The organism is Pseudomonas sp. zfem003 (assembly GCF_032621675.1).
GTDB classification, from domain to species: domain Bacteria; phylum Pseudomonadota; class Gammaproteobacteria; order Pseudomonadales; family Pseudomonadaceae; genus Metapseudomonas; species Metapseudomonas otitidis.
This window is the reverse complement of record NZ_JAVYJG010000004.1, coordinates 343,336-366,697: the sequence shown is the minus strand read 5'-3', so window position 1 is coordinate 366,697 and position 23,362 is coordinate 343,336. Positions and strand designations below refer to the sequence as shown.

23 protein-coding genes are annotated in these 23,362 nt (G+C 67.1%); 17 read left to right on the top strand and 6 right to left on the bottom strand.

Features of this window, described 5'->3' with window-relative positions:
* Nucleotides 1-284: 284 nt before the first annotated feature.
* The 15 genes from tssA (at nucleotide 285) to RTK35_RS10525 (ending at nucleotide 16,788) form a co-directional block, all read left to right on the top strand.
* A complete protein-coding gene (gene tssA, locus RTK35_RS10595) occupies nucleotides 285-1,352 on the top strand; it encodes a type VI secretion system protein TssA (RefSeq protein ID WP_316907957.1) in 1,068 nt (355 codons plus the stop codon).
* 86 nt (nucleotides 1,353-1,438) lie between these two features.
* On the top strand, nucleotides 1,439-1,954 hold the full coding sequence (gene tssB, locus RTK35_RS10590; protein WP_316907956.1) for a type VI secretion system contractile sheath small subunit: 516 nt from the start codon (nucleotides 1,439-1,441) through the stop codon (nucleotides 1,952-1,954).
* 12 nt (nucleotides 1,955-1,966) lie between these two features.
* Nucleotides 1,967-3,463: a type VI secretion system contractile sheath large subunit gene (tssC, locus tag RTK35_RS10585; protein ID WP_044407522.1), complete on the top strand. Its 1,497-nt coding sequence runs from the start codon at nucleotides 1,967-1,969 to the stop codon at nucleotides 3,461-3,463.
* Between the two features lie 74 nt (nucleotides 3,464-3,537).
* The gene (locus RTK35_RS10580; protein WP_044407523.1) at nucleotides 3,538-4,026 is read left to right on the top strand and encodes an Hcp family type VI secretion system effector; all 489 of its coding nucleotides are present in this window, start codon (nucleotides 3,538-3,540) and stop codon (nucleotides 4,024-4,026) included.
* 78 nt (nucleotides 4,027-4,104) lie between these two features.
* Complete coding sequence (locus RTK35_RS10575; RefSeq protein WP_044407525.1) at nucleotides 4,105-4,536, top strand: type VI secretion system amidase effector protein Tae4; 432 nt, start codon at nucleotides 4,105-4,107, stop codon at nucleotides 4,534-4,536.
* Nucleotides 4,533-4,961 carry a hypothetical protein gene (locus tag RTK35_RS10570; protein WP_316907955.1) on the top strand — a complete coding sequence of 143 codons (429 nt, stop codon included), beginning with the start codon at nucleotides 4,533-4,535 and terminating at the stop codon, nucleotides 4,959-4,961. The genes RTK35_RS10575 and RTK35_RS10570 overlap by 4 nt, the downstream gene beginning before the upstream one ends.
* 54 nt (nucleotides 4,962-5,015) lie before the next feature.
* Entirely contained in the window at nucleotides 5,016-5,801 is a 786-nt protein-coding gene (locus RTK35_RS10565; RefSeq protein ID WP_074971468.1) for a type VI secretion system accessory protein TagJ, read from the top strand.
* A 2-nt stretch (nucleotides 5,802-5,803) separates the two neighbouring features.
* Nucleotides 5,804-6,319 (top strand): type VI secretion system baseplate subunit TssE, encoded by a 516-nt coding sequence (gene tssE, locus RTK35_RS10560; RefSeq protein WP_074971469.1) that lies wholly within the window; start codon nucleotides 5,804-5,806, stop codon nucleotides 6,317-6,319.
* Nucleotides 6,316-8,175, top strand: coding sequence for a type VI secretion system baseplate subunit TssF (tssF, locus tag RTK35_RS10555; protein ID WP_044407535.1), 1,860 nt, complete (start codon nucleotides 6,316-6,318; stop codon nucleotides 8,173-8,175). The genes tssE and tssF overlap by 4 nt, the downstream gene beginning before the upstream one ends.
* A complete protein-coding gene (tssG, locus tag RTK35_RS10550) occupies nucleotides 8,139-9,179 on the top strand; it encodes a type VI secretion system baseplate subunit TssG (protein WP_074971471.1) in 1,041 nt (346 codons plus the stop codon). The genes tssF and tssG overlap by 37 nt, the downstream gene beginning before the upstream one ends.
* A gap of 2 nt (nucleotides 9,180-9,181) precedes the next feature.
* Nucleotides 9,182-11,878 carry a type VI secretion system ATPase TssH gene (gene tssH / locus RTK35_RS10545; RefSeq protein WP_044407541.1) on the top strand — a complete coding sequence of 899 codons (2,697 nt, stop codon included), beginning with the start codon at nucleotides 9,182-9,184 and terminating at the stop codon, nucleotides 11,876-11,878.
* 102 nt (nucleotides 11,879-11,980) lie between these two features.
* Nucleotides 11,981-13,921, top strand: coding sequence for a type VI secretion system tip protein VgrG (locus RTK35_RS10540; RefSeq protein ID WP_107329441.1), 1,941 nt, complete (start codon nucleotides 11,981-11,983; stop codon nucleotides 13,919-13,921).
* Nucleotides 13,922-14,195: 274 nt separating this feature from the next.
* A complete protein-coding gene (locus RTK35_RS10535) occupies nucleotides 14,196-14,588 on the top strand; it encodes a VOC family protein (RefSeq protein ID WP_107329440.1) in 393 nt (130 codons plus the stop codon).
* A 61-nt stretch (nucleotides 14,589-14,649) separates the two neighbouring features.
* Nucleotides 14,650-15,207 (top strand): gluconate 2-dehydrogenase subunit 3 family protein, encoded by a 558-nt coding sequence (locus tag RTK35_RS10530; protein ID WP_142008849.1) that lies wholly within the window; start codon nucleotides 14,650-14,652, stop codon nucleotides 15,205-15,207.
* A gap of 12 nt (nucleotides 15,208-15,219) precedes the next feature.
* The gene (locus RTK35_RS10525; protein ID WP_316907954.1) at nucleotides 15,220-16,788 is read left to right on the top strand and encodes a GMC family oxidoreductase; all 1,569 of its coding nucleotides are present in this window, start codon (nucleotides 15,220-15,222) and stop codon (nucleotides 16,786-16,788) included.
* Between the two features lie 88 nt (nucleotides 16,789-16,876).
* Here the strand turns inward: RTK35_RS10525 and RTK35_RS10520 are convergent, their stop codons facing one another.
* The 6 genes from RTK35_RS10520 to RTK35_RS10495 form a co-directional block, all read right to left on the bottom strand.
* Nucleotides 16,877-17,407: a hypothetical protein gene (locus RTK35_RS10520; protein WP_316907953.1), complete on the bottom strand. Its 531-nt coding sequence runs from the start codon at nucleotides 17,405-17,407 to the stop codon at nucleotides 16,877-16,879.
* The gene (locus tag RTK35_RS10515) at nucleotides 17,404-18,705 is read right to left on the bottom strand and encodes a PAAR domain-containing protein (RefSeq protein WP_316907952.1); all 1,302 of its coding nucleotides are present in this window, start codon (nucleotides 18,703-18,705) and stop codon (nucleotides 17,404-17,406) included. Before RTK35_RS10515 ends, RTK35_RS10520 begins: the two co-directional genes overlap by 4 nt.
* Nucleotides 18,706-18,747: 42 nt before the next feature.
* The gene (locus RTK35_RS10510) at nucleotides 18,748-19,182 is read right to left on the bottom strand and encodes a DcrB-related protein (RefSeq protein ID WP_142008846.1); all 435 of its coding nucleotides are present in this window, start codon (nucleotides 19,180-19,182) and stop codon (nucleotides 18,748-18,750) included.
* A 182-nt stretch (nucleotides 19,183-19,364) separates the two neighbouring features.
* On the bottom strand, nucleotides 19,365-19,649 hold the full coding sequence (locus RTK35_RS10505) for an immunity protein Tsi6 family protein (protein WP_316907951.1): 285 nt from the start codon (nucleotides 19,647-19,649) through the stop codon (nucleotides 19,365-19,367).
* Complete coding sequence (locus RTK35_RS10500) at nucleotides 19,646-19,909, bottom strand: hypothetical protein (protein WP_044407568.1); 264 nt, start codon at nucleotides 19,907-19,909, stop codon at nucleotides 19,646-19,648. The genes RTK35_RS10505 and RTK35_RS10500 overlap by 4 nt, the downstream gene beginning before the upstream one ends.
* Nucleotides 19,906-20,334, bottom strand: coding sequence for a GTP pyrophosphokinase (locus RTK35_RS10495; RefSeq protein WP_142008838.1), 429 nt, complete (start codon nucleotides 20,332-20,334; stop codon nucleotides 19,906-19,908). Before RTK35_RS10495 ends, RTK35_RS10500 begins: the two co-directional genes overlap by 4 nt.
* 330 nt (nucleotides 20,335-20,664) lie before the next feature.
* Here RTK35_RS10495 and RTK35_RS10490 point away from each other — a divergent pair, with 330 nt between their 5' ends.
* Both RTK35_RS10490 and RTK35_RS10485 read left to right on the top strand, forming a co-directional pair.
* Nucleotides 20,665-22,887 (top strand): type VI secretion system Vgr family protein, encoded by a 2,223-nt coding sequence (locus RTK35_RS10490; protein WP_142008836.1) that lies wholly within the window; start codon nucleotides 20,665-20,667, stop codon nucleotides 22,885-22,887.
* A 23-nt stretch (nucleotides 22,888-22,910) separates the two neighbouring features.
* Nucleotides 22,911-23,357, top strand: a complete 447-nt coding sequence (locus RTK35_RS10485) for a DUF6484 domain-containing protein (RefSeq protein ID WP_316907950.1) — start codon at nucleotides 22,911-22,913, stop codon at nucleotides 23,355-23,357.
* Nucleotides 23,358-23,362: the final 5 nt, after the last annotated feature.

Here is a 23,362-nt window from a genome sequence, read left to right as displayed (position 1 = left end):
TGCACGTGCCCCTGTTTCGCCAAGCCGCGCGAACACTCTCAGCGAAGAAAAATCTGATGGCTTTAGCCGACTTATCTTAGAACGAAAAAAGTAAACTTTTACAATCCGAAGAGGCTAGCGTCGACTAGCGCACATCTGTCGGCTGTGGTTCGCGTTTGTCTTGACAAGGGCAAAATACGACCCGAAAAATGGATAGGAGTTGCAGCGGTTGAGGCCAGAAAAATGGCGTCACCAAGACGTTGATCCAAGGGACTGTGATCAAGTCGTACGTCTGCTCCAGAACCATGCTCGCCCCAGCCCTGACAAGGAGAACACCCACCGTGGTGGACGTGTCGCACCTGCTTTCCCCTGTTTCCGCCGAGTCCCCGTGCGGTGATGACCTCGAATACGACGCCTCGTATCTCGAACTCGAACGAATTGCCCAAGGCCAGCCCGAACGTCAGATGGGCGACTCCGTGCTGCCTGCCGAACCGCCCGCGTGGCGCGACGTGCGCGAGCTGTCCAGCCAGTTGCTGGGCCGCAGCAAGGACCTGCGCATCGCCAACTACTTCCTGCAGAGCGCCATCGCCCTGGAAGGCCTCGCCGGCCTGGCCCAGAGCCTGACACTGGTGCGTGAGCTGCTGACCCAGTTCTGGGACGGCGTGTACCCGCAGCTCGACGCCGACGACGACAACGACCCGACCTTCCGCATCAATGCCCTCACCGGCCTCGCCTCCGAGCCGGTGATCCGCCTGGTGCGCGAGGCGAACCTGACCAGCTCCCGTGCCTTCGGAGCGGTCACTTTGCGTGCTGCCCTGAACGCCCTCGACCTGCAGCGGTTCCCCAGCGAGACGCTGACCGCCGAACAGCTCCAGGGCGCCTTCCGCGACACCGACCCGGCGCTGCTGGAAAGCACCCGCCAGGCCCTCACCGATGCCCAGTCCGCACTGGCAGCCATCGAGTCGACGCTGTCCGACCAGGTCGGCTCGGCCCAGAGCGCCGACCTCGCCCCGCTCAAGCAGCTGATCCGCCAGGCCCTGCAGATCGTCAAGGAGCACGCGCCCCTGGACGACAGCACGCCGGCCGAAGACGCCGCGACGGGCGACGGCGACGGCAGTGCCGGCGAGAGCCCGGTCGCCGTGGCCAGCACGCCGCGCGCCGCCCCCCACGAGATCAACAACCGCGACGACGTGTTGCGCACGCTGGACCGCATCCTCGCCTACTACGAGCGCCAGGAGCCCTCCAGCCCGGTTCCGATGCTGCTCAAGCGCGCCCGGAAGCTGGTCACGGCGGATTTCGCCGAGATCGTGCGCAACCTCATCCCCGATGGGATGTCGCAATTCGAGAATTTGCGCGGCCCCGAGTCCGAGTAACCCCGATCCGGCAGACCGTGCATCCGTTACCGGCTAGCGGCCGATGACGCCCCAACAGCCGTAAAGGCAGCGAAGGAGGAGCAACCATGGGTAGCACCAGCAGTCAGAAATTCATCGCGCGCAACCGCGCACCCCGCGTCCAGATCGAGTACGACGTGGAGCTCTACGGCGCCGAGAAGAAGGTGCAGTTGCCCTTCGTCATGGGCGTGATGGCCGACCTCGCCGGCAAGCCGGCCGAGCCCCAGGCCGCCGTCGCCGACCGCAAGTTCCTGGAGATCGACGTCGACAACTTCGACTCGCGCCTCAAGGCCATGAAGCCGCGCGTCGCGTTCAACGTGCCCAACGCCCTGACCGGCGAAGGCAACCTCTCCGTGGACATCACCTTCGAGAACATGGACGACTTCAGCCCGGCCGCCGTGGCGCGCAAGGTCGACTCCCTGAACCAGCTGCTCGAAGCCCGCACCCAGCTCGCCAACCTGCTGACCTACATGGACGGCAAGACCGGCGCTGAAGAACTGATCATGAAAGCGATCAAGGATCCGGCCCTGCTGCAGGCCCTGGCCAGCGCGCCGAAGCCGCAGGACAACGAGCCGCAAGTCTAAGAGGACAACCAGATGGCCGAGTTGATGACCGACGCCGCGCCCCAGGCCGGCCAGACCACCGAGCAGACCAGCGAGTTCGCCTCGCTGCTGCTGCAGGAATTCAAGCCCAAGACCGACCGGGCCCGCGAGGCGGTGGAAACCGCCGTGCGCACCCTGGCCGAGCATGCGCTGCAGCAGACCAACCTGATCTCCAATGACGCGATCAAGTCGATCGAATCGATCATTGCCGCGATCGACGCCAAGCTCACCGATCAGGTCAACCTGATCATGCACCACGCCGATTTCCAGCAGCTGGAAAGCGCCTGGCGCGGCCTGCACTACCTGGTGAACAACACCGAGACCGACGAGCAGCTGAAGATTCGCGTGCTGAACATCTCCAAGGGCGAGCTGCACAAGACCCTGAAGAAGTTCAAGGGCACCGCCTGGGACCAGAGCCCGATCTTCAAGAAGCTCTACGAAGAGGAATACGGCCAGTTCGGCGGCGAGCCCTACGGCTGCCTGGTGGGCGACTACTACTTCGACCAGTCCCCGCCGGACGTGGAGCTGCTGGGCGAGATCGCCAAGGTCTCCGCGGCCATGCACGCGCCGTTCATTTCCGCCGCCTCCCCCACCGTGATGGGCATGGGTTCCTGGCAGGAGCTGTCCAACCCGCGCGACCTGACCAAGATCTTCACCACCCCGGAATACGCCGGCTGGCGCTCGCTGCGCGAGTCCGAGGATGCGCGCTACATCGGCCTGACCATGCCGCGCTTCCTGGCCCGCCTGCCCTACGGTGCCAAGACCGACCCGGTGGAGGCGTTCGCCTTCGAGGAAGACACCGCCGGCGCCGACAGCAGCAAGTACACCTGGGCCAACTCGGCCTACGCCATGGCGGTGAACATCAACCGCTCGTTCAAGCTCTACGGCTGGTGCTCGCGCATCCGTGGCGTGGAGTCCGGTGGCGAAGTGCCGAACCTGCCGGCGCACACCTTCCCCACCGACGACGGTGGCGTGGACATGAAGTGCCCGACCGAGATCGCCATCTCCGACCGCCGTGAGGCCGAGCTGGCGAAAAACGGCTTCATGCCCCTGCTGCACAAGAAGAACACCGACCTGGCGGCCTTCATCGGCGCCCAGTCGCTGCAGAAGCCGGCCGAGTACGACGACCCGGACGCCACCGCCAACGCCAACCTGGCCGCGCGCCTGCCGTACCTGTTCGCCACCTGCCGCTTCGCGCATTACCTGAAGTGCATCGTTCGCGACAAGATCGGCTCGTTCAAGGAGAAGGACGACATGCAGCGCTGGCTGCAGGACTGGATCCTGAACTACGTCGACGGTGACCCGGCGCACTCCACCGAAACCACCAAAGCCCAGCACCCGCTGGCCGCCGCCGAGGTGGTGGTCGAGGAAGTGGAAGGCAACCCGGGCTACTACAGCTCCAAGTTCTACCTGCGCCCGCACTACCAGCTCGAAGGGCTGACCGTGTCGCTGCGCCTGGTATCCAAACTGCCTTCGGCCAAGGGGGCCTGAGGCGCGTCACTTTAAGCGCCTGCCAGGTGGCGGGCGCGTCTGACAAGGTGGCGAAAGCCACGAAGGAGGAATAGATGGCTGTTGATATGTTCATCAAGATCGGGGACATCGAGGGTGAGTCCGCCGACAAGGTGCACGCCAAGGAAATCGACGTACTGGCCTGGAGCTGGGGCATGTCCCAGTCCGGCAACATGCACCAGGGTGGTGGTGGCGGCGCCGGCAAGGTGAGCGTCCAGGACCTGTCCCTGACCAAGTACATCGACAAGTCCAGCCCCAACCTGATGATGGCTTGCTCCAACGGCAAGCACTTCCCGGAAGCCAAGCTGACCATCCGCAAGGCCGGCGGCGAGAACCCGGTGGAGTACGTGATCATCACCATGAAGGAAGTCCTGATTTCCTCCGTGAGCACCGGTGGCAGCGGCGGTGAAGACCGTCTGACCGAGAACATCAGCCTCAACTTCGCCCAGGTCCAGGTGGACTACCAGCCGCAGAAAGCGGATGGCGCGAAGGACGGCGGCCCGGTCAAGTACGGCTGGAACATCCGCGAGAACGTGAAGATCTGATGTCTTCGCCAACGGTCCCGGTCCCGGCCCTGCCGGGACCGTTGTTGCTCCACCCTCCTCCCGGCGAGGCGAACCCCCATGGCAAAGCCTGCGTTCATCAACCTCTGGAACAACTACCCCACCGAGCAGCACCCGTGCGACGGCGGCTGGGACAACCAGTGCGCGATCCGCATGAGCCTCACGCTCAACGCCGAACGGTCCATCACCATCGACCGCAACACCTACCCGGAACCCAAGTGCGCACACGGCCACGCCCGTGGAGCCGAGTCGCTGGCCAACTGGCTGTGGCGAAACCACCTGGGACGTCCGCAGATCTTCACTGACGGTGCCGCCGCCAAGCGCACGCTCAACGAGCGCACCGGCATCATCTTCTTCAAGGACTGCTTCACCCGCAGCGGCGAGACCCGCGCCACCGGCGACCACATCGACCTGTGGAACCGTGGCCTGACCAAGACCTACGACGACCCGGCCAATCGCGCCGCCCAGGTCTGGTTCTGGGAGCTGGCATGACCCGCCCCACCCTGCTCCTCGCCTGTGCCCTGCTCCCCAGCCTGAACGCCTGCGCCGCCACCCCGCCCGGACCGGCCGCGCCCGAGCAGGCCATGCTGGGCGAACAGGCCCTGCACCTCGAAGACCAGGCCGGCCGCTGCACCCTGGTGCACCCCGCCGGCCGCCTTGAACTGGCCCTGCCCTCGCCCTGCGAATTCCACCGCAACGCCGAGGGCGCGCCGCGCATCGAACACCAGGGCGCGGTGCCCATCCTGCTGGTGCAGCACAGCCAGCCGGAGGCGCCCCCCGGCCAGGGCTGCGTGACCCGCCTGCAGGCCGTGCGCCTGCGCCAGGGCACGCTGCAGGCCTCGGCCCCCATGACCAACGCCAGCTGCCCGCGCGGGCCATGGGACCAGAAACTGTTCACCGGACCTTTCGACTGGTGACCCGGATTCCCCAAGAGCCCCATTCAATGCAGCCACGCTGCAGACAGGACGACCATGAACGCTGAAGAACTCTTGCGCGCCGGCCGCGTCGACGACGCCCTCAAGGCCCTCCAGGACCAGGTCCGCACCCAGCCGGCCAATGCCGAGCTGCGCGTCTTCCTGTTCCAGCTGCTGGCCGTGCTCGGCCAGTGGAGCCGCGCCAACAACCAGCTGAAGGTGGCCGGCGAGCTGGATGCCGGCGCCCTGGCCATGGTGCAGACCTACCGCACCGCCCTGGAATGCGAGGCCCTGCGTGCCGAAGTGTTCGCCGGCCGCCTCACCCCGGTGGTACTGGGCGAGCCCGCTGACTGGGTGGCCCCGCTGATCCAGGCCCTCAAGCACGACGCCGACGGCCAGCCCGAAGCCGCCCAGGCCCTGCGTGATGCTGCCTTCGACGCCGCACCGGCGGTGGCCGGGCAGGTCAACGAGCAGCCCTTCCAGTGGCTGGCCGACGCCGACCCGCGCCTGGGCCCGGTGCTGGAGCTGATCGTCAACGGCCGCTACGTGTGGCTGCCGATGCACAACATCCAGCACCTGGCCATCGAAGCCCCCACCGACCTGCGCGACCTGGTGTGGCTGCCGGTGGAGATCACCCTGGTCAACGGCGGCACCACCGTGGGCCTGATCCCCAGCCGCTACCCGGGCAGCCAGGACGACGCCGACGGCGCCATCCGCCTGGCGCGCAAGACCGACTGGCTGGACAGCGGCCTGCCCCTGGGCCAGCGCCTGTTCGTCACCGATGAAGGCGACGTCGCCCTGTTCGAGGTGCGCACCCTCGCCTTCGAGCAGCCGAGCGCCTGAACATGGCCGACCTGACGCTGCAGGAACGCCTGCAACCGTCCCTGCTCGATCGCCTCACCGACGACGATCCGGGCAACCCGAAGGAGAGCGCCGACAAGCGCGTGCTCTCCCTCACCCAGCTCAAGGCCTCGGTCCTGCGTGACCTGGCCTGGCTGTTCAACACCATTGCGCCGCTCGACAGCGACACCTCCGGCGAGATCCAGGCCGGCAGCTCGGTGGTCAACTACGGGTTGCCGCCGCTGGCCGGGCACACCGCCTCCAGCGTCGACGTGCAGGCCATCGAGGCCCTGCTCACCGAGACCATCGCCGGCTACGAGCCGCGCATCATCCGCTCCACCCTGCGCGTACGCGCCCAGCTGGCAGCCGACCAGATGAACCACAACGCTTTGTCCTTCGAGATCGAGGGCGACCTGTGGGCCGAGCCCGTGCCCTTGCGCATGCTGCTCACCACCGACCTCGACCTGGAGACCGGCCACGTCCGCGTGGTGCCCGCCGAACAGGTCAGGAGGCGCAAATGAACCCGCGCCTGCTGGAGTACTACAACCAGGAGCTGCAGCACATCCGCGAGAGTGCCGCCGAGTTCGCCAGCGAGTACCCGAAGATCGCCGGGCGCCTGACGCTCTCCGGCATCGACTGCGCCGACCCCTACGTCGAGCGCCTGCTGGAGGGTTTCGCCTACCTCACCGCCCGCGTGCAGCTCAAGCTCGATGCCGAGTACCCGACCTTCACCCACAACCTGCTGGAGATCGCCTACCCGCACTACCTGGCGCCGACCCCGTCGATGACCGTGGTGCAGCTGCAGGCCGATCCCAACGAAGGGTCGCTGGCCAGCGGCTTCGTGGTGCCGCGCAACGCTTCGCTGCGGGCCAGCCTGGGCGCCGACGCGCAGACCGCCTGCGAATACCGCACCGCCCAGCCGGTCAACCTGTGGCCGCTGGAAGTGACCAAGGCCGAATACTTCGGCAACCCCGCCGCCGCCCTCGGCCGCCTGGCTGCCAGCGAGCCCACCGCCAAGGCCGGCCTGCGCCTGCGCCTACGTACCGGGGCGGGCCTGCCGTTCAACAGCCTGTCGCTGGAAGACCTGACCTTCTTCCTCCACGGCGCCGACGAGCAGCCCTTCCGCCTCTACGAGCAGCTGATGGCCAACGCCTGCGCGGTGTTCGCCCAGGCCCCCGGCGGCGAGTGGGTGGAGCGCCTGCCGCCGGACAGCCTGCGCTCGCGCGGCTTCGACGACGAGGACGCGGTGCTGCCGGTGGTGCCCCGCGCCTTCCAGGGCTACCGCCTGCTGCAGGAATACTTCGCCCTGCCCAACCGCTTCCTGTTCGTCGACCTGGCCAACCTGCGCCGTCCCGTGAAGCGCTGCGCCGGCCAGGAGCTGGAGATCATCGTGCTGTTCAACCGCCTGGACAGCACCCTGGAAGGCAGCATCGGCGCCGACCTGTTCCGCCTGTTCTGCACCCCGGCGGTCAACCTGTTCCCGCGCCGGGCGGACCGCATCCACGTGAACGAGCGGGTCAACGAGCACCACGTGATCGTCGACCGCACCCGCCCGCTGGACTTCGAAGTGCACAGCCTCACCGAGGTGACCGGCCACGGCGCCGGCCCGGAGCAGCCCTTCCAGCCCTTCTATGCGGTGCGCGACCCCTCGCGCTACGGCCGTGAGCAGGCCTGGTACACGGTGCGCCGCGAACCCCGCGTGCTCTCCAGCAACCAGCGTCGCAAGGGGCCGCGCTCCACCTACATCGGCAGCGAGACCTTCATTTCCCTGGTGGACGCCAAGCAGGCCCCCCACCGCCACGACCTGCGCCAGCTGGGCATCGGCGCGCTGTGCACCAACCGTGACCTGCCGCTGTTCATGCCGGTGGGCACCGGGCGCAGCGACTTCACCCTGGAAGACAGCGCCCCGGTGCAGGCCGTGCGCTGCCTGGCGGGCCCGAGCCGGCCCAAGGCCAGCCGCGCCCATGACGCCAGCGCCTGGCGGCTGATCAGCCAGCTATCGCTCAACTACCTGTCGCTGAGCCAGGACGGCCAGGGCGCTGCCGCCCTGCGCGAGATGCTGCGGCTGTACGGCGAATCCAACGACCAGGCCCTGCAGATGCAGATCGAAGGGCTGCGCAAGGTCGCCAGCAAACCCTGCACCCGGCGCCTGCCGATGCCGGGCCCGATCGTATTCGGGCGCGGCCTGGAGATCGACCTGGAGTTCGACGAGAACGCCTTCCGCGGCACCGGCGTGTTCGTGCTGGCCTCGGTGCTGGAACGTTTCCTGACACGCTATGTGTCGATCAACAGCTTCACCGAAACGGTGTTGCGGACCACTGAACGGGGCGAGGTGATGCGATGGCGGGCGAAGCCCGGACGTCGTCCGAATCTGTAGACACCCTCGCGGAAATGGAAGCCGCGCCCTGGAACTACGACTTCTTCCAGGCGCTGCGCCGCATCGAGTGCGAATACCCCGACCGGCCGCGCCTGGGCCATTCCCTGCGCCTGGCCGACGACCCGTTGCGCCTGGGCCAGAAGCCCGATTGCGGCTTCGCCCCGGCGACCCTGGCCAGCGTCGAGCACAACCCCGACGGCACGCCGCGCATCGAGCAGTACTTCTTCGGCCTCACCGGGCCCAACGGGCCGTTGCCGCTGCACCTGACCGAGTACGCCCGGGAGCGCCAGCGCAACAGCGCCGACGCCACCTTCAAGCGCTTCCTCGATGTCTTCACGCACCGCCTGCTGACGCTGTTCTACCGCTCCTGGGCCGAAGCCCGGCCGACGGTGAGCATGGACCGCCCCGACCAGGACTACTGGTCGCCGCGCCTGGGCGCGCTCTCCGGCCGGGGCATGGAAAGCCTGCTCGGCCAAGGGCCCATCGACGACGCCGCGCGCTACTACTACACCGGCCACCTGGCGGCGCAGACGCGCTACCCGGACGGCCTGCGCACGATCCTCGCGGAGTTCTTCGGCGTGCCGGTGGCCATCGAGGAATACGTCGGCCAGTGGCTGGAGCTGCCCGAGCGCAGCCGCCTGGGCGCAGCCGCCAGCACCCTGGGGATGGACCTGTGTCTGGGCACCCACGTGTGGGACCGCCAGCACAAGTTCCGCATCTGCATCGGCCCGCTGGACCTGTCGCAGTACCAGCGCTTCCTGCCGGGCGGCGAACTGTTCCACGAACTGGCCGCCTGGGTGGCCGAATACCTGGGAGAAGAACTGGACTGGGACGCCAACCTGGTCCTCAAACGTGAGGACGTTCCGCCGCTGACGCTGTCCGGCGGGGACCGACTCGGCTTCAACACCTGGCTCGGCACCCCCGGCCAGGACGCAAAGGACCTGCTGCTGGCACGCCACTACGCCGACGCCACGCCGCGCCAATACCCGGATCGAGGAGAGTGAAAATGGGAGAAATCAGTCGCGCCGCGCTGTTCGGCAAGCTGAACAGCCTGGCCTACAAGGCCATCGAAGCCGCCACGGTGTTCTGCAAGCTGCGGGGCAACCCCTATGTGGAGCTGGTGCACTGGTTCCACCAGATCCTGCAGCTGCAGGACTCGGACCTGCACCAGATCATCCGCCAGTTCAGCATCGAGCCGGCACGCCTGGCCAAGGACATCACCGAGGCCCTGGACCGCCTGCCGCGCGGCTCCACCTCCATCACCGACCTGTCCTCCCACGTCGAGGAAGCGGTGGAGCGCGGCTGGGTGTACGGCAGCCTGATGTTCGGCGAGAGCCAGGTGCGCACCGGCTATCTGGTGGTGGGCATCCTCAAGACCCCGAGCCTGCGCAATGCGCTGCTGTCCATCTCCCGGGAGTTCGAGAAGCTGAAGGTGGACACCCTCACCGAGCGCTTCGACGAAGTGGTCGGCGCCTCCCCCGAGAACGCCCTGACCGCCACCGACGGCTTCAACGCCGGCGCCCCGGGCGAAGCCAGCGGCGCCATGGCCCCGGCGGCCATGGGCAAGCAGGAAGCCCTGAAGCGCTTCACCGTGGACCTCACCGAGCAGGCCCGCAGCGGCAAGCTGGACCCGATCGTCGGCCGTGACGACGAGATCCGCCAGCTGGTGGACATCCTCATGCGCCGCCGGCAGAACAACCCGATCCTCACTGGCGAGGCCGGCGTGGGCAAGACGGCGGTGGTCGAGGGCTTCGCCCATCGCATCGTCGCCGGCGACGTGCCGCCCTCGCTGAAGGACGTGGAGCTGCGCGCCCTGGACGTCGGCCTGCTGCAGGCCGGTGCCAGCATGAAAGGCGAGTTCGAACAGCGCCTGCGCCAGGTGATCGAGGACGTCCAGAGCTCCGAGAAGCCGGTCATCCTGTTCATCGACGAAGCCCACACCCTGGTCGGTGCCGGTGGCGCCGCCGGCACCGGTGACGCGGCCAACCTGCTCAAGCCGGCCCTCGCGCGCGGCACCCTGCGCACCGTGGCGGCCACCACCTGGGCCGAATACAAGAAGCACATCGAGAAGGACCCCGCCCTCACCCGCCGCTTCCAGGTGGTGCAGGTGGACGAGCCCTCCGAGCACCGCGCCATCCTGATGATGCGCGGCGTGGCCTCGACCATGGAGCAGCACCACCAGGTGCAGATCCTCGACGAGGCACTGGAGGCGGCGGTCAAGCTGTCCCACCGCTACATCCCCGCGCGCCAGCTGCCGGACAAATCCGTGAGCCTGCTGGACACCGCCTGCGCCCGCGTGGCCATCAGCCTGCACGCCGTGCCGGCGGAAGTGGACGACAGCCGCCGTCGCATCGAGGCGCTGGAGACCGAGCTGGCCATCATCGGCCGCGAACACGCCATCGGCGTGGCCATCGGCAGCCGCCAGGTGGACACCCAGGCCGCCCTGGAGGCCGAGCGCGCTCGCCTGGGCGAACTGGAAGCCCGCTGGGCCGAGGAGAAGGCCCTGGTGGACGAGCTGCTGGCCACCCGCGCCCGCCTGCGTGCCGCCGCCGAGCCGGTGGACGGCACCAGCCGCGAAGGCGGCGCCGACACCCCGCCGCTGGCCCCCGAGGAACTGGACGCCCTGCGGGCCCAGCTCACCGACCTGCAGGCGCGCCTGAGCACGCTGCAGGGCGAGGACCCGCTGATCCTGCCGACCGTGGACTACCAGGCCGTGGCCTCGGTGGTGGCCGACTGGACCGGTATCCCGGTCGGGCGCATGGCGCGCAACGAGATCGAGACCGTGCTCAACCTGGGCGGGCACCTGAAAAAGCGCATCATCGGCCAGGACCATGCCCTGGAGATGATCGCCAAGCGCATCCAGACCTCCCGCGCGGGGCTCGACAACCCGAGCAAGCCGATCGGCGTGTTCATGCTCGCGGGCACCTCCGGCGTGGGCAAGACCGAGACCGCGCTGGCCCTGGCCGAGGCCATGTACGGCGGTGAGCAGAACGTCATCACCATCAACATGAGCGAGTTCCAGGAAGCCCACACCGTTTCCACCCTCAAGGGTGCCCCGCCCGGCTACATCGGCTACGGCGAAGGCGGCGTGCTGACTGAGGCAGTGCGTCGCAAGCCCTACAGCGTGGTGCTGCTGGACGAGGTGGAGAAAGCCCACCCGGACGTGCACGAGATCTTCTTCCAGGTGTTCGACAAGGGCGTGATGGAAGACGGCGAAGGCCGGGTGATCGACTTCAAGAACACCCTGATCCTGCTCACCACCAACGCCGGCACCGACCTGATCGCCAGCCTGTGCAACGACCCCGAACTGATGCCCGAACCCGAGGGCATCGCCAAGGCGCTGCGCGAGCCGCTGCTGAAGATCTTCCCGCCGGCGCTGCTGGGCCGCCTGGTGACCATCCCTTACTACCCGCTGAGCGACGAGATGCTCAAGAGCATCACCCGCCTGCAACTGGGCCGGGTCAAGAAGCGCGTCGAGTCGGGCCACAAGGTGCCGTTCGAGTTCGACGACAAGGTGGTGGACCTGGTGGTCTCCCGTTGCACCGAGACCGAGAGCGGGGGTCGCCAGATCGACGCCATCCTCACCAACAGCATGCTGCCGGACCTCAGCCGCGAGTTCCTCAACCGCATGCTGGAAGGCCGCAAGGTGGAGAAGGTGCAGGTGAGCGCCGAGAACGGCGAATTCACCTACCGCTTCGAGTGAAGCGATGCGGCGCGTCCCGCCACGGGGTGCGCCGCCTGAATGTGAAAGGTTCCGGCGCGTCGGAACCCGGCAGTGACGCGTACAGCGCTAAGGAAGTGTGGGATGGCGATTTCGCAACGGGCACGCATGGCCAAGGTCAGCAGCCCGCTGGGCGGCGATGTGCTGCTGCTCGACCGACTGGACGGCCACGACGAGCTGGGCCGGCTGTTCGACTACGAACTGGAACTGGTCTCCGAAGACCACAACCTGCAACTCGACGCCCTGCTGGGCAAGCCCATGGGCGTCTCGGTGGAGCTGTCGGACGGCAGCCAGCGTCACTTCCACGGCATCGCCGCGCGCTGCAGCCAGTCCTCCGGTACGGGCCAGTTCGCCGGCTACCACGTCACCCTGCGCCCCTGGCTGTGGCTGCTGTCGCGCACCTCCGACTGCCGCATCTTCCAGAACAAGACGGTGCCGGACATCGTCAAGCAGGTGTTCCGCGACCTCGGCTTCTCCGACTTCGAAGACGCCCTCACCCGCAGCTACCGCGAGTGGGAGTACTGCGTGCAGTACCGCGAGACCAGCTTCGAGTTCGTCAGCCGGCTCATGGAGCAGGAGGGCATCTACTACTACTTCCGCCACGAGCAGTCGCGCCACGTGCTGGTGCTCTCCGATGCCTACGGCGCCCACACCACCGCCCCCGGCTATGGCTCGGTGCCCTACTACCCCCTCGAAGACCAGATGCGCGAACGTGACCACGTCTACGACTGGCACATGGCCCGCGAGGTGCAGCCGGGCTCCCTGGCGCTCAACGACTACGACTTCCAGCGCCCCAGCGCGCGCCTGGAGGTGCGCTCCACCATCAGCCGGAGCCACAGCAACGCCGAGCACCCGCTCTACGACTACCCCGGCGAATACGTGCAGACCGGCGACGGCGAGCAGTACGCGCGCAACCGCATCGAGGCCATCCAGACCCAGTACGAGCGCGTGCAGCTGCGCACCAACGCCCGTGGCCTGGCCTCGGGGCACCTGTTCAAGATGACCGGCTACCCCCGCGCCGACCAGAACCGCGAGTACCTGATCATCGGCGCCCGCTATGCGGTCAGCCAGGAAGCCTACGAAAGCGGCTCGGCCGGCGGCACGCTGCAGTTCGACAGCAGCCTGGAGTGCATCGAGGCACGCCAGCCGTTCCGTCCCATGCCGACCACCATCAAGCCCATCGTCCAGGGCCCGCAGACAGCCATGGTCGTCGGCCCCAAGGGCGAAGAAATCTGGACCGACCAGTACGGCCGGGTGAAGGTGCATTTCTATTGGGACCGGCATGACCAGTCCAACGAGAACAGCTCCTGCTGGATCCGCGTGTCCCAGGCCTGGGCCGGCAAGAACTGGGGCCACATTCAGATCCCGCGCATCGGCCAGGAGGTGATCGTCAGCTTCCTCGAAGGTGATCCGGACCGGCCGATCATCACCGGTCGCGTGTACAACGCCGAGCAGACCGTGCCCTACGACCTGCCCGCCAACGCCACCCAGAGCGGGGTCAAGAGCCGCTCCAGCAAGGGCGGCACACCGGCGAACTTCAACGAGATCCGCATGGAGGACAAGAAGGGCGCCGAGCAGCTCTACATCCATGCCGAGCGCAACCAGGACATCGTCGTGGAGAACGACGAGACCCACTCCGTGGGCCACAACCGCACCAAGAGCATCGGCAACGACGAGACCGCCCGCATCGGCCAGGACCGCCTGCGCGCCGCCAAGCGCCACGACACCCTGGTGGTGGGCGGTGCGAAGAGCGACAGCGTGAGCACCCGCTACCTGATCGAGGCCGGTGCGCAGATCCGCCTGGTGTGCGGGCAGAGCGTGGTGGAGTTCAACGCCGACGGCGTGATCAACATCTCCGGCACCGCCTTCAACCTGTTCACCGCCGGCAACACCGCCATCGACACCGGCGGCCGGCTGGACCTGAACTCCGGCGTGGCCAGCGCCGTGCCCACCAATGGCGAAGGCGACAAGGGCGCCATCGACGGCAAGGTCAACGCCCTCTTCCCGCCGCCACCCAAGAGCTGAAAACCGCCGGGGCCGTGCAAGGCGGCCCCGGTCTTTCCCGGCTCGACACGCCGCGCCGGCCCGAAGCAAAAACCGATGTAGCCGTAGGCAAGCGCGAAGTCGCCCACGCCGACCTTTGCCCTTCCTGCTCGTCAAACCCGCACCCGGCCTCGCCTTCGGCCTTCCGGCGCCGGCCTACAGCCAGCCGTTCGAGAAACCTGTAGTAGTCCTCTATTACCTCCGCCTGCCGCTTCGCGGCCAAGCTGCGCGCTCCCTTCCCAACACGGAGCACGCAATGCCCAAGCTCATCCACACCATGATCCGGGTCGGTGATCTCGCCGCCTCCCTGGCGTTCTACCAGCAGGGTTTCGACCTGGCCGAAAGCCACCGCCTGGAGTTCGAGGATTTCACCCTCGTCTACCTGCGCGACGCCAACAGCGGCGCCGAGATCGAACTGACCTGGAACAAGGGCCAGGCGCAGTACACCCACGGCAGCGGCTACGGCCATGTGGCCTTCGTGGTGGACGACCTGGAGGCCCACTTCGAGCGGCTGCAGGGCCTCGGCTACGCGCCGGCGCCCATCAAGGCCTTCGAGCGCGACGGCGAGCTGCTGGCCCGCTTCTTCTTCGTGCAGGACCCGGACGGCTACAAGATCGAAGTCCTGCAGCGCGGGGGCCATTACCAGTAGCCCGAACGCTCGCCCTGCTCCGTCCCCCTGCTGATCCGACGACAACAACAAGGAGATCCGCATGTTCGACGCGCCCCTCAATCGACGCCACTTCCTCAAGGGCAGCAGCGGTGCCCTCCTCGGCACCCTGCTGTTCACCTCCGGTCCCATCGCCCTGGTCGCCCCGTCACTCACCTGGGCCCTGGACCTGCACCACCTCGACAGTGCCCTGGCGCTCAGGCTGATGGCCGTGGTGAAGCGCCTCTACCCCCACGACGGCATGGAGGACGCGGTCTACGCCTTCGCCGTGCAGGCGCTGGACAGGCAGGCCGGGCAGGACCCCGCCCTGGGCGGCCTGCTGCGGGACGGGCTCGACGCCCTCGACCGGGATGCAGGGGGAGACTGGTCCTCGCGCAGCGAGGCCGAGCAGGAGGCGCTCCTGCGCGCCATCCAGCACACGGCGTTCTTCAGGCAGGTACGTGCCCAGGCGTCACGGGCGCTGTACAGCAACGAGCTGGCCTACCGCCACTTCGGCTACGAGGGCGCCTCCTTCGGCAAGGGCGGCTACCTGATGCGGGGCTTCAACGACCTGCGCTGGTTGCCCGCTGCGCCCGCCGATGCCAGCCCCTCCGCCACCTGACGAGGTACTCCCATGACGACGTTCAGCCTGAATGATGACTCGGTCATCGTGATCATCGGTTCCGGTGCCGGCGGCGGCACGCTGGCCAACGAGCTGTGCCGACGGGGGCTTCCCGTGGTGCTGCTGGAGGCGGGCAAGCGCGAATCCCCGGCGACCTTCATCAACGATGAATGGCCCTCCTTCGAACAGCTCGCCTGGAGCGACCCGCGCACCACCTCCGGCAGCTGGCAGGTGGCACGGGACTTCCCCGACCTGCCCGCGTGGATCTGCAAGACCGTTGGCGGCACCACCACCCACTGGGCCGGCGCCAGCCTGCGGTTCCAGGCCCATGAGTTCCGCGCCCGGCAGACCTACGGCAACCTGCCCGGCGCCAACCTGCTGGACTGGCCGCTGAGCCTGGAAACGCTCGAACCCTATTACGCGAAGGCGGAAGCGCGCATGGGGGTGACCCGCACCCACGGGCTGCCCGGCCTGCCGGGCAACAACAACTTCCAGGTGATGTACAACGGCGCTCGCAAGCTGGGCTACACCCAGTGCTCCACCGGCCATATGGCGATCAACAGCCGGGCACGGGACGGCCGGGCGCAATGCATGCAGCTGGGCTTCTGCTTCCAGGGCTGCAAGATGGGCGCGAAGTGGTCGACGCTGTACACCGAGATTCCCCAGGCCGAGGCGACCGGGCGGCTGGACCTACGCCCGCAATCCCAGGCGGTGCTGATCGAGCACGACGCCCGTGGCCGCGCCAGCGCCGTGGTCTATGCCGACGCCAAGGGGCAGCTCCACCGGCAGCGTGCGCGGGCGGTCGCCGTGGCCGGCAACGCCATCGAGACTCCACGCCTGCTGCTGCACTCCAGCAGCACGCTGTTTCCCCATGGGCTGGGCAATGGCTCCGGCATGGTGGGCAAGCACTACATGCGCCACACCACGGGCTCGGTCTTCGCCGAATTCGCCGATCCGGTGCACTTCTACCGCGGCACCATCATGGCGGGCATCGTCAGTGACGAATCACGCTTCGACCCGGACCGGGGCTTCGTCGGCGGCTACGAGATGGAGACGATCTCCCTCGGGCCCTCCTTCATGGCGGCCTTCTTCGACCCGGGTGCCTGGGGACGGGGCTTTACCCGCGTGATGGACCGCTACACCCACCTGGCGGGGATGTGGCTGGTGGGCGAGGACATGCCTCGGGAGAGCAACCGCGTGACCCTCAGCGATACGGTGAAGGACCGCTTCGGCATCCCCGTGGCGAACGTGCATTACGACGACCACCCCAACGACATCGCCATGCGCGAGCACGGCTACCGCCAGGGCCAGGCCCTTTACGAGGCAGTCGGCGCGCTGAAGACCCACCGCGTCCCGCCCTACCCCTCCACCCACAACCTGGGCACCTGCCGCATGAGCGAGAAGGCGGCCGACGGCGTCTGCAACGGCTACGGCCAGAGCCACGAGGTGCCCAACCTGTTCATCTCCGATGGCAGCCTGTTCACCACCAGCGCGGCGGAGAACCCCACGCTGACCATCGTCAGCCTGGCGATACGCCAGGCGGAATACATCGCCCAGGCGCTCAACAAGCGCGCGGCCTAGGCTGCGCTAACCGGTTAATGGGCCAGGGACGGCCCTTTTTTCTCTCGGGTGGTGGAGTCCCCTGGAAGCCTGGGGCGCGCGACGCAAGTCAGGCATTGCGGGGCACGAAGTCGGGCCCGCCCAGCTTGTCGCGCACCGTCACGGCCGTGCGCAGCAAGGGAGTCCACATGCCATCAGGGCTGTTCCAGGCGGCACCGGCCCAGCGGGTATCCGCCTGCAGCTCGGCCTTGTTCTCTTCCAGGCGCAACTTCAGCGCCAGGGCGACCGGGCCGAGGTCGATGTCGAACAGATCGCCATAGGGACCCTGGGGCTGGGCCTGCTGTTTGGCCTGGCAGAAGCGGTAGTACCAGACCCAGTCATGAACGATGTAGATCGCACGGTTACGGTCGGGGTAGCTCGCCAGTGCCTTGAGCAGGCCGGCGACGAATCGCTGCGGGAAGTTCAGGTCGTGGGTTTCCCGCCAGTACGGCACGACCAGCTGGTCGAACGCCTGGGTGACGTTCTGCGGCTCGTCGTTCTGGGCATTGGCTTCGAGGAAGTAGAACGGCTCACCGACGATGAACTTTTCCAGCTCGTCGTTGGCCAGTGCCAGTCGCAGCACGTTGTTGGTATCGGTCATTGGATTCTCACCACGTCGTGCGCGGATTTCAGTACGTTGATGTCGTTGCCGTGGGTGATCGGTACGTTGTCCAGCACCGCTTCACGCATGCCGCCGGGATAGGTCAGGCCGCCCGGCCGCCAGAGGGAGTTCACGCCGCCCTCGTTGCCGGTGGGCATGATCACCTTGGGATTCTCGACCTTGAGCATGTAGATCTCCTTGCCCGCCAGCGAGCCGGGATCGTAGCCCAACGCAGTCTCAAGCACCGATACATCGCCGGTTTTCTTGTACTGGGCGACCACGGACGACAGGTCGGAGTCCGCCATCACGAACTTGTTCGGGTTGAAGGAACCGTACTTGGGGTTCGCGATGTCGTCGGCGGTGAACAGGAACGAGCCCCCTTCGTCCTTGAAGGTCTTGAGGTGCTGCTCGATGTACGCCTTCTCCAGGTAATCGCTGGGTGGCGGGCGCGATCCCTTGGGAATCCCCATGATGTCCGCCTCGGTCTTGCCGAGCTGGTAGGCCGGTGTACGGGTGGTGGGGGCCTTGGGCGCTCCCAGCCTGGCCATCTTCGGCCCCATGCCCAGCAAGGCCATGCCGGCCACGCCTTGCAGCAGGTCGCGGTAGCCCGGCCCCAACCGGTCACCCAGTTGGCCCAGCAGCTCCATACCGGCATACATGGCACCGCCGATCACGACGGTCGTCGCCAACACGGCGAGCCCCGCCATGGCCGCCACCACCAGGCCGACGCCCAGGGCTGCCAGGCCGAGGATCTCCAGGCCGCTGTGCACCCAGCCCTCGATGTCCAGCACGAAGGCCACGCGCTGCGTCGGGCCGCCGATGAAGGTGTTCTCGCTGCCGGTCTTGATGTGCGCACCGCAGCTCATCTTGCTGGTCAGCCGGGCCGCCGGCTTGCCGTTGATGTAGACCGTGGCGCTGCCTTCGGCGATGACCACTTCGAACGGCCAGTAGGGGTGGTTGCACGGCAGGCCGCTGCAGGAAGACGCGGCGTCCTCGCCAGCGCGCATCGCGTTGCGGGCGTTGACGAAGACGTTGGGGCTGCCACGTATGAGCACCCCCGTGGTCGGCTCCGGCAGGTTGAAGATGGTGCTGAGTCCCTTGACCACCTGGAACATGGACAGGCCGCCGGCAGCAATGGAGCCGGCCATCACCGCCAATGCGACACCACCCGTGGCGGCCGTGGCGGCGATCACCGCCGCACCGATCAGCGCCCCCGCCACCGCCCCGGCGACCATGGCCGCCAGGCCGAAACCATGGGCGATCTCATCCCCTAGCCGTGCTGCTGCCTGCGCATCCATCGAGGTACTTCACTTCCTTGCTCGGGCCGTCGGCGGCCCCGGTCAGACTGCCGGAGGCAGCGGCTTTAGGGTCTGCATCGCCTGCTTCCAGGCCGGCTCGTGGAACGGCAGGTCCTGGGGCGTGGTGGTCAGCGTGGTGATCAGCACCGCCGGCTTGCGCTCGATGAACACCTGGCGAAGCATCAACACCCGGCCATCGCGCTGCCAGGTGTAGTCCAGCAGCACCGCAGGGGCACCGTTCAGGTTGATGTCCCACTGCTTGACCAGGGTGAACCCGGGCAACTGCTGGCGCGCATTGGCGAGCTGCTGGGCGATGTAGTCGGCGAAGGGCATGTCGCCCTGGCTGGGGTCGCGGCTGATGACGAAGCTGGCTTCCTTGGCGCTGCCGGTGGCGGGCAGCTTGAAGATGTTGATGCTCTGGTCCTGCCAGGCATCGGGGACGTCCAGGTCCGCCTCGTTGAGTCGGTAGAGAGTCACTGTACTGAAGGCCTTCCCTAGGTGATGGGCTCTGCGTAGGAACTGCCTTATTGACCACGGCACATCATCCTACGCCCGGCGGGCGAAAATCTTCCGGCAACCGGGCCCAACAATCAAGAACAACCCCCCGCGCGATGCTCAGGGCTTGCGCTTGGTCTCGCTTCTTGGCCTGGAGCGGTCAGTCAAGGCCATTGAACCCTCACGCCACGCGCCAGCTGGGCAGCGATCCAATGGGCGTCCTTCAGCGCACGGGCCAGCTCGGGATCGGTCTCCTCGAACTCCTTGACCGCCAGTGCGCCCAGGCTGCCCTGGTGCAGCGGGGTGCGATCCAGCGTCGGGTCCTGCACTGCGCGGCGCAGGTACACCAGCTCCGCTTCAGCCTGGGCGTAGGGGGCGAAACCCGGCAGTCGCTGCTTGCGCTCGCGCACCAGGACCAGGGCGTGATCCAGGGGCTCCAGCACGCTCACGTCGGCTCGCCGCGAGGCGTGCCCGCGGGCTCCAGCAGCAGATGATCCAGGGTACGGGCGCGGCAGGCGCGGACCATGGGCAACGCGCTTTCCAGGTCGCGGCGGTAGCGCTCGAAGGATTCGCGGGTGATGGCGTAGCGCTCTTCGTAATCGACCAGGCCATTGCTCACCGGGATGGACAGGTAGTAACGGTCGCCACCTTCTTCGACCCCCAGGGCGAACCGGTGCCGGGGACTGAACACCACGTCACGCCAACTCACTCGGGGCGCTCCAGAGCGACCAGGGCGCGGTGGTAGCGGGCAACGCGGGCCAGGTCGGCCTCGCCCAGTTCGGGCAGGCGGGTGACATCGAGGTTGTCGCGGATGTCCTCGCGCTTGACCCGCCGGGCCAGGACGTTGGGCCGGATGCGCTCGATGAAGGCTTCGTAGGTCTCGCCTTCACGTCGACTGAGGCAGTCGACGGCCTGCACCACGGACTCGGGGATGCCGAGGATGCGCAGGTCCTCGAGCTTGACGTCGCCATCCTCGACCACGTCGTGCAGCACGGCCGCCATCTGCGCCTCGGGATCCTCGAAGCGCAGCATCAATCGCAGGGGGTGCAGCACATAGGCCCGACCGGCCTTGTCCCGTTGACCGGCATGGACACGGCAAGCCAGGGCAATGGCGGTTTCCAGTGGGGTATTCATTCCTTGGGCTCCTCTGTGAAGGGCGCGGAGATTAGCAGCCTGAAACCTGCCTTGCCGGAACTGAGACACGCCACGCAGCCTTGACGGCAACCGATGGACAGCCTCCGGCGACTGTTCTAAAAAGTTCGCCGACCCTGCCCGCCGCCGTGCGGTTGGGGTTACGCAAGGATTCGCGGATATCGGAAAAAGCGCTCGGCAACGGCCTCGTCTGCTACAACTTCGACCCAGGGTTTTCCCGCCCTCCCGGCTCGCCGGGCAAGTCGATTTCCTGGCGACGGGCCGCTGACGCGGAACCACGCCCCGGCGGTGGCATACGAGGCAAGGAAGGCGATGCAAATCACTCAATCGACCCGCATGGCGAAAGTCAGCAGCCCCCTGGGCGCCAACGTCCTGGTGCTGGAACGGCTGGACGGCCACGAACAGCTGGGTCGCCTGTTCGACTACGAACTGAGTCTGGTTTCAGAAAACCCTGCCATCAAGCTCGACGCGTTGCTGGGCAAGCCCATGGGGCTCTCGGTGGAGCTGCCCGACGGTAGCAAGCGCTACTTCCACGGCATCGCCGCACGCTGCAGCCAGTCCTCCGGCACCGGCCAGTTCGCGGGCTACCGCGTCACCCTGCGGCCCTGGCTGTGGCTGCTGTCGCGCACCTCCGACTGCCGCATCTTCCAGAACAAGACGGTGCCGGACATCATCAAACAGGTGTTCCGCGACCTCGGCTTCTCCGACTTCGAAGACGCCCTCACCCGCAGCTACCACGAGTGGGAATACTGCGTTCAGTACCGCGAGACCAGCTTCGAGTTCGTCAGCCGGCTCATGGAGCAGGAGGGGATCTACTACTACTTCCGCCACGAGCAATCGCGCCATGTGCTGGTGCTCTCCGATGCCTATGGGGCCCACAGCCCGGCCCCCGGCTACGCATCGGTGCCCTTCTACCCCCTCGAAGACCAGATGCGCGAGCGTGACCACGTCTACGACTGGCACCTGGCGCAGGAAGTGCAGCCCGGCTCCCTGGCCCTCAACGACTACGACTTCAAGCGTCCCAGCGCACGCCTGGAGGTGCGCTCCAGCGTCAGCCGCAGCCACAGCAACGCCGACCATCCGCTCTACGACTACCCCGGCGAATACGTGCAGACCAGCGATGGCGAGCAGTACGCACGCAACCGCATCGAGGCCATCCAGACCCAGTACGAGCGCGTGCAGCTGCGCACCAACGCGCGTGGTCTTGGAGCCGGCCACCTGTTCAAGATGACCGGCTACCCCCGGGACGACCAGAACCGCGAGTACCTGATCATTGGTGCCCGCTACGCGGTCAGCCAGGAGGCCTACGAGACCGGCTCCGGTGGCGGCCTGCAGTATGAAAGCGACCTGGAATGCATCGACGCCGGGCAGGCATTCCGACCGATGCCGACCACCATCAAGCCCATCGTCCAGGGCCCGCAGACCGCCATGGTGGTGGGGCCCAAGGGCGAGGAGATCTGGACCGACCAGTACGGCCGGGTGAAGGTGCACTTCTATTGGGACCGGCACGACCAGTCCAACGAGAACAGCTCCTGCTGGATCCGCGTGTCCCAGGCCTGGGCCGGCAAGAACTGGGGCCACATCCAGATCCCGCGCATCGGCCAGGAGGTGATCGTCAGCTTCCTCGAAGGTGATCCGGACCGCCCGATCATCACCGGCCGCGTGTACAACGCCGAGCAGACCGTGCCCTACGACCTGCCCGCCAACGCCACCCAGAGCGGGGTCAAGAGCCGCTCCAGCAAGGGCGGCACACCGGCGAACTTCAACGAGATCCGCATGGAGGACAAGAAGGGCGAGGAGCAGCTCTTCATCCACGCGGAGAAGAACCAGGACATCGAGGTCGAGAACGACGAGACCCATTGGGTCGGCCACGACCGCACCAAGACCATCGACCACGACGAAACGGTGCACGTGAAGCACGACCGCACCGAGACGGTGGACAACAACGAGACCATCACCATCGGTGTCGACCGCACCGAGCAGGTCGGCAACAACGAGACCATCACCATCGGCGTCAACCGCACCGAGAAGGTCGGCAGCAACGAGAGCATCACCATCGGCGCCAACCGCACCGAGCAGGTCGGCAGCAACGAGAACATCACCATCGGCAGCAACCGCACCGAGAGCGTCGGCGCCGACGAGCGCATCACCATCGGTGCCAACCGCACCGAGCAGGTCGGCAGCAACGAGAACATCACCATCGGCAGCAACCGCACCGAAAGCGTGGGCAGCAACGAGAGCGTGGACATCGGTGCCAACCAGACCACCAGCATCGGCAAGAACGAGTCCCGCAGCGTCGGCCAGAACCGCAGCACCAGCGTGGGCCAGAGCGACAGCCTGGACGTGGGCAAGCACTTCTCGCTGAACGCCGGCGACTCCATCACCCTGGTCACCGGCTCCGCCAGCATCACCATGAAGAAGGACGGCACCATCGTCATCAGCGGCAAGAACATCACCATCGACGGCTCCGGTGCGATCAACGTCAAGGCCAGCAAGAACGTCGTGGTGAAAGGCCAGAAGATCCTGCAGAACTAGGCCCTGCGGCCAGGGAGTAGCACATGACAGCCCACACCCACACCCCGGCCGCCACCCGCCTCGACGGCGTGGTGATCGGCGTCCTCCTCGATGTCCCAGAAGCGTCCAGCCCCGTGGTGGCCTTCCCCGGCTGCCCATCGGAAACCGGCATCACCGCGACCACCACCACCGTGCTCGCCCGCGAAGACATCGGCACCCAGGTGGCGCTGATGTTCGTCGGCGGCGACCCGTCCCGCCCGCTGGTCATCGGCCGCATCCAGCGTCTGCCGGAAGCCCGCCAGGCGCCGGCGGTGGCCCACATCGACGGCGAACGCCTGGAGTTCTCCGCCGAGCGCGAGATCGTCCTGCGCTGCGGCAAGGCCAGCATCACCCTGACCCGCGAAGGCAAGGTGCTGATCAAGGGCGCCTACCTCTCCAGCCGCTCCTCGGGCGTCAACCGCATCAAGGGCGGTTCGGTGCAGATCAACTGACAGAG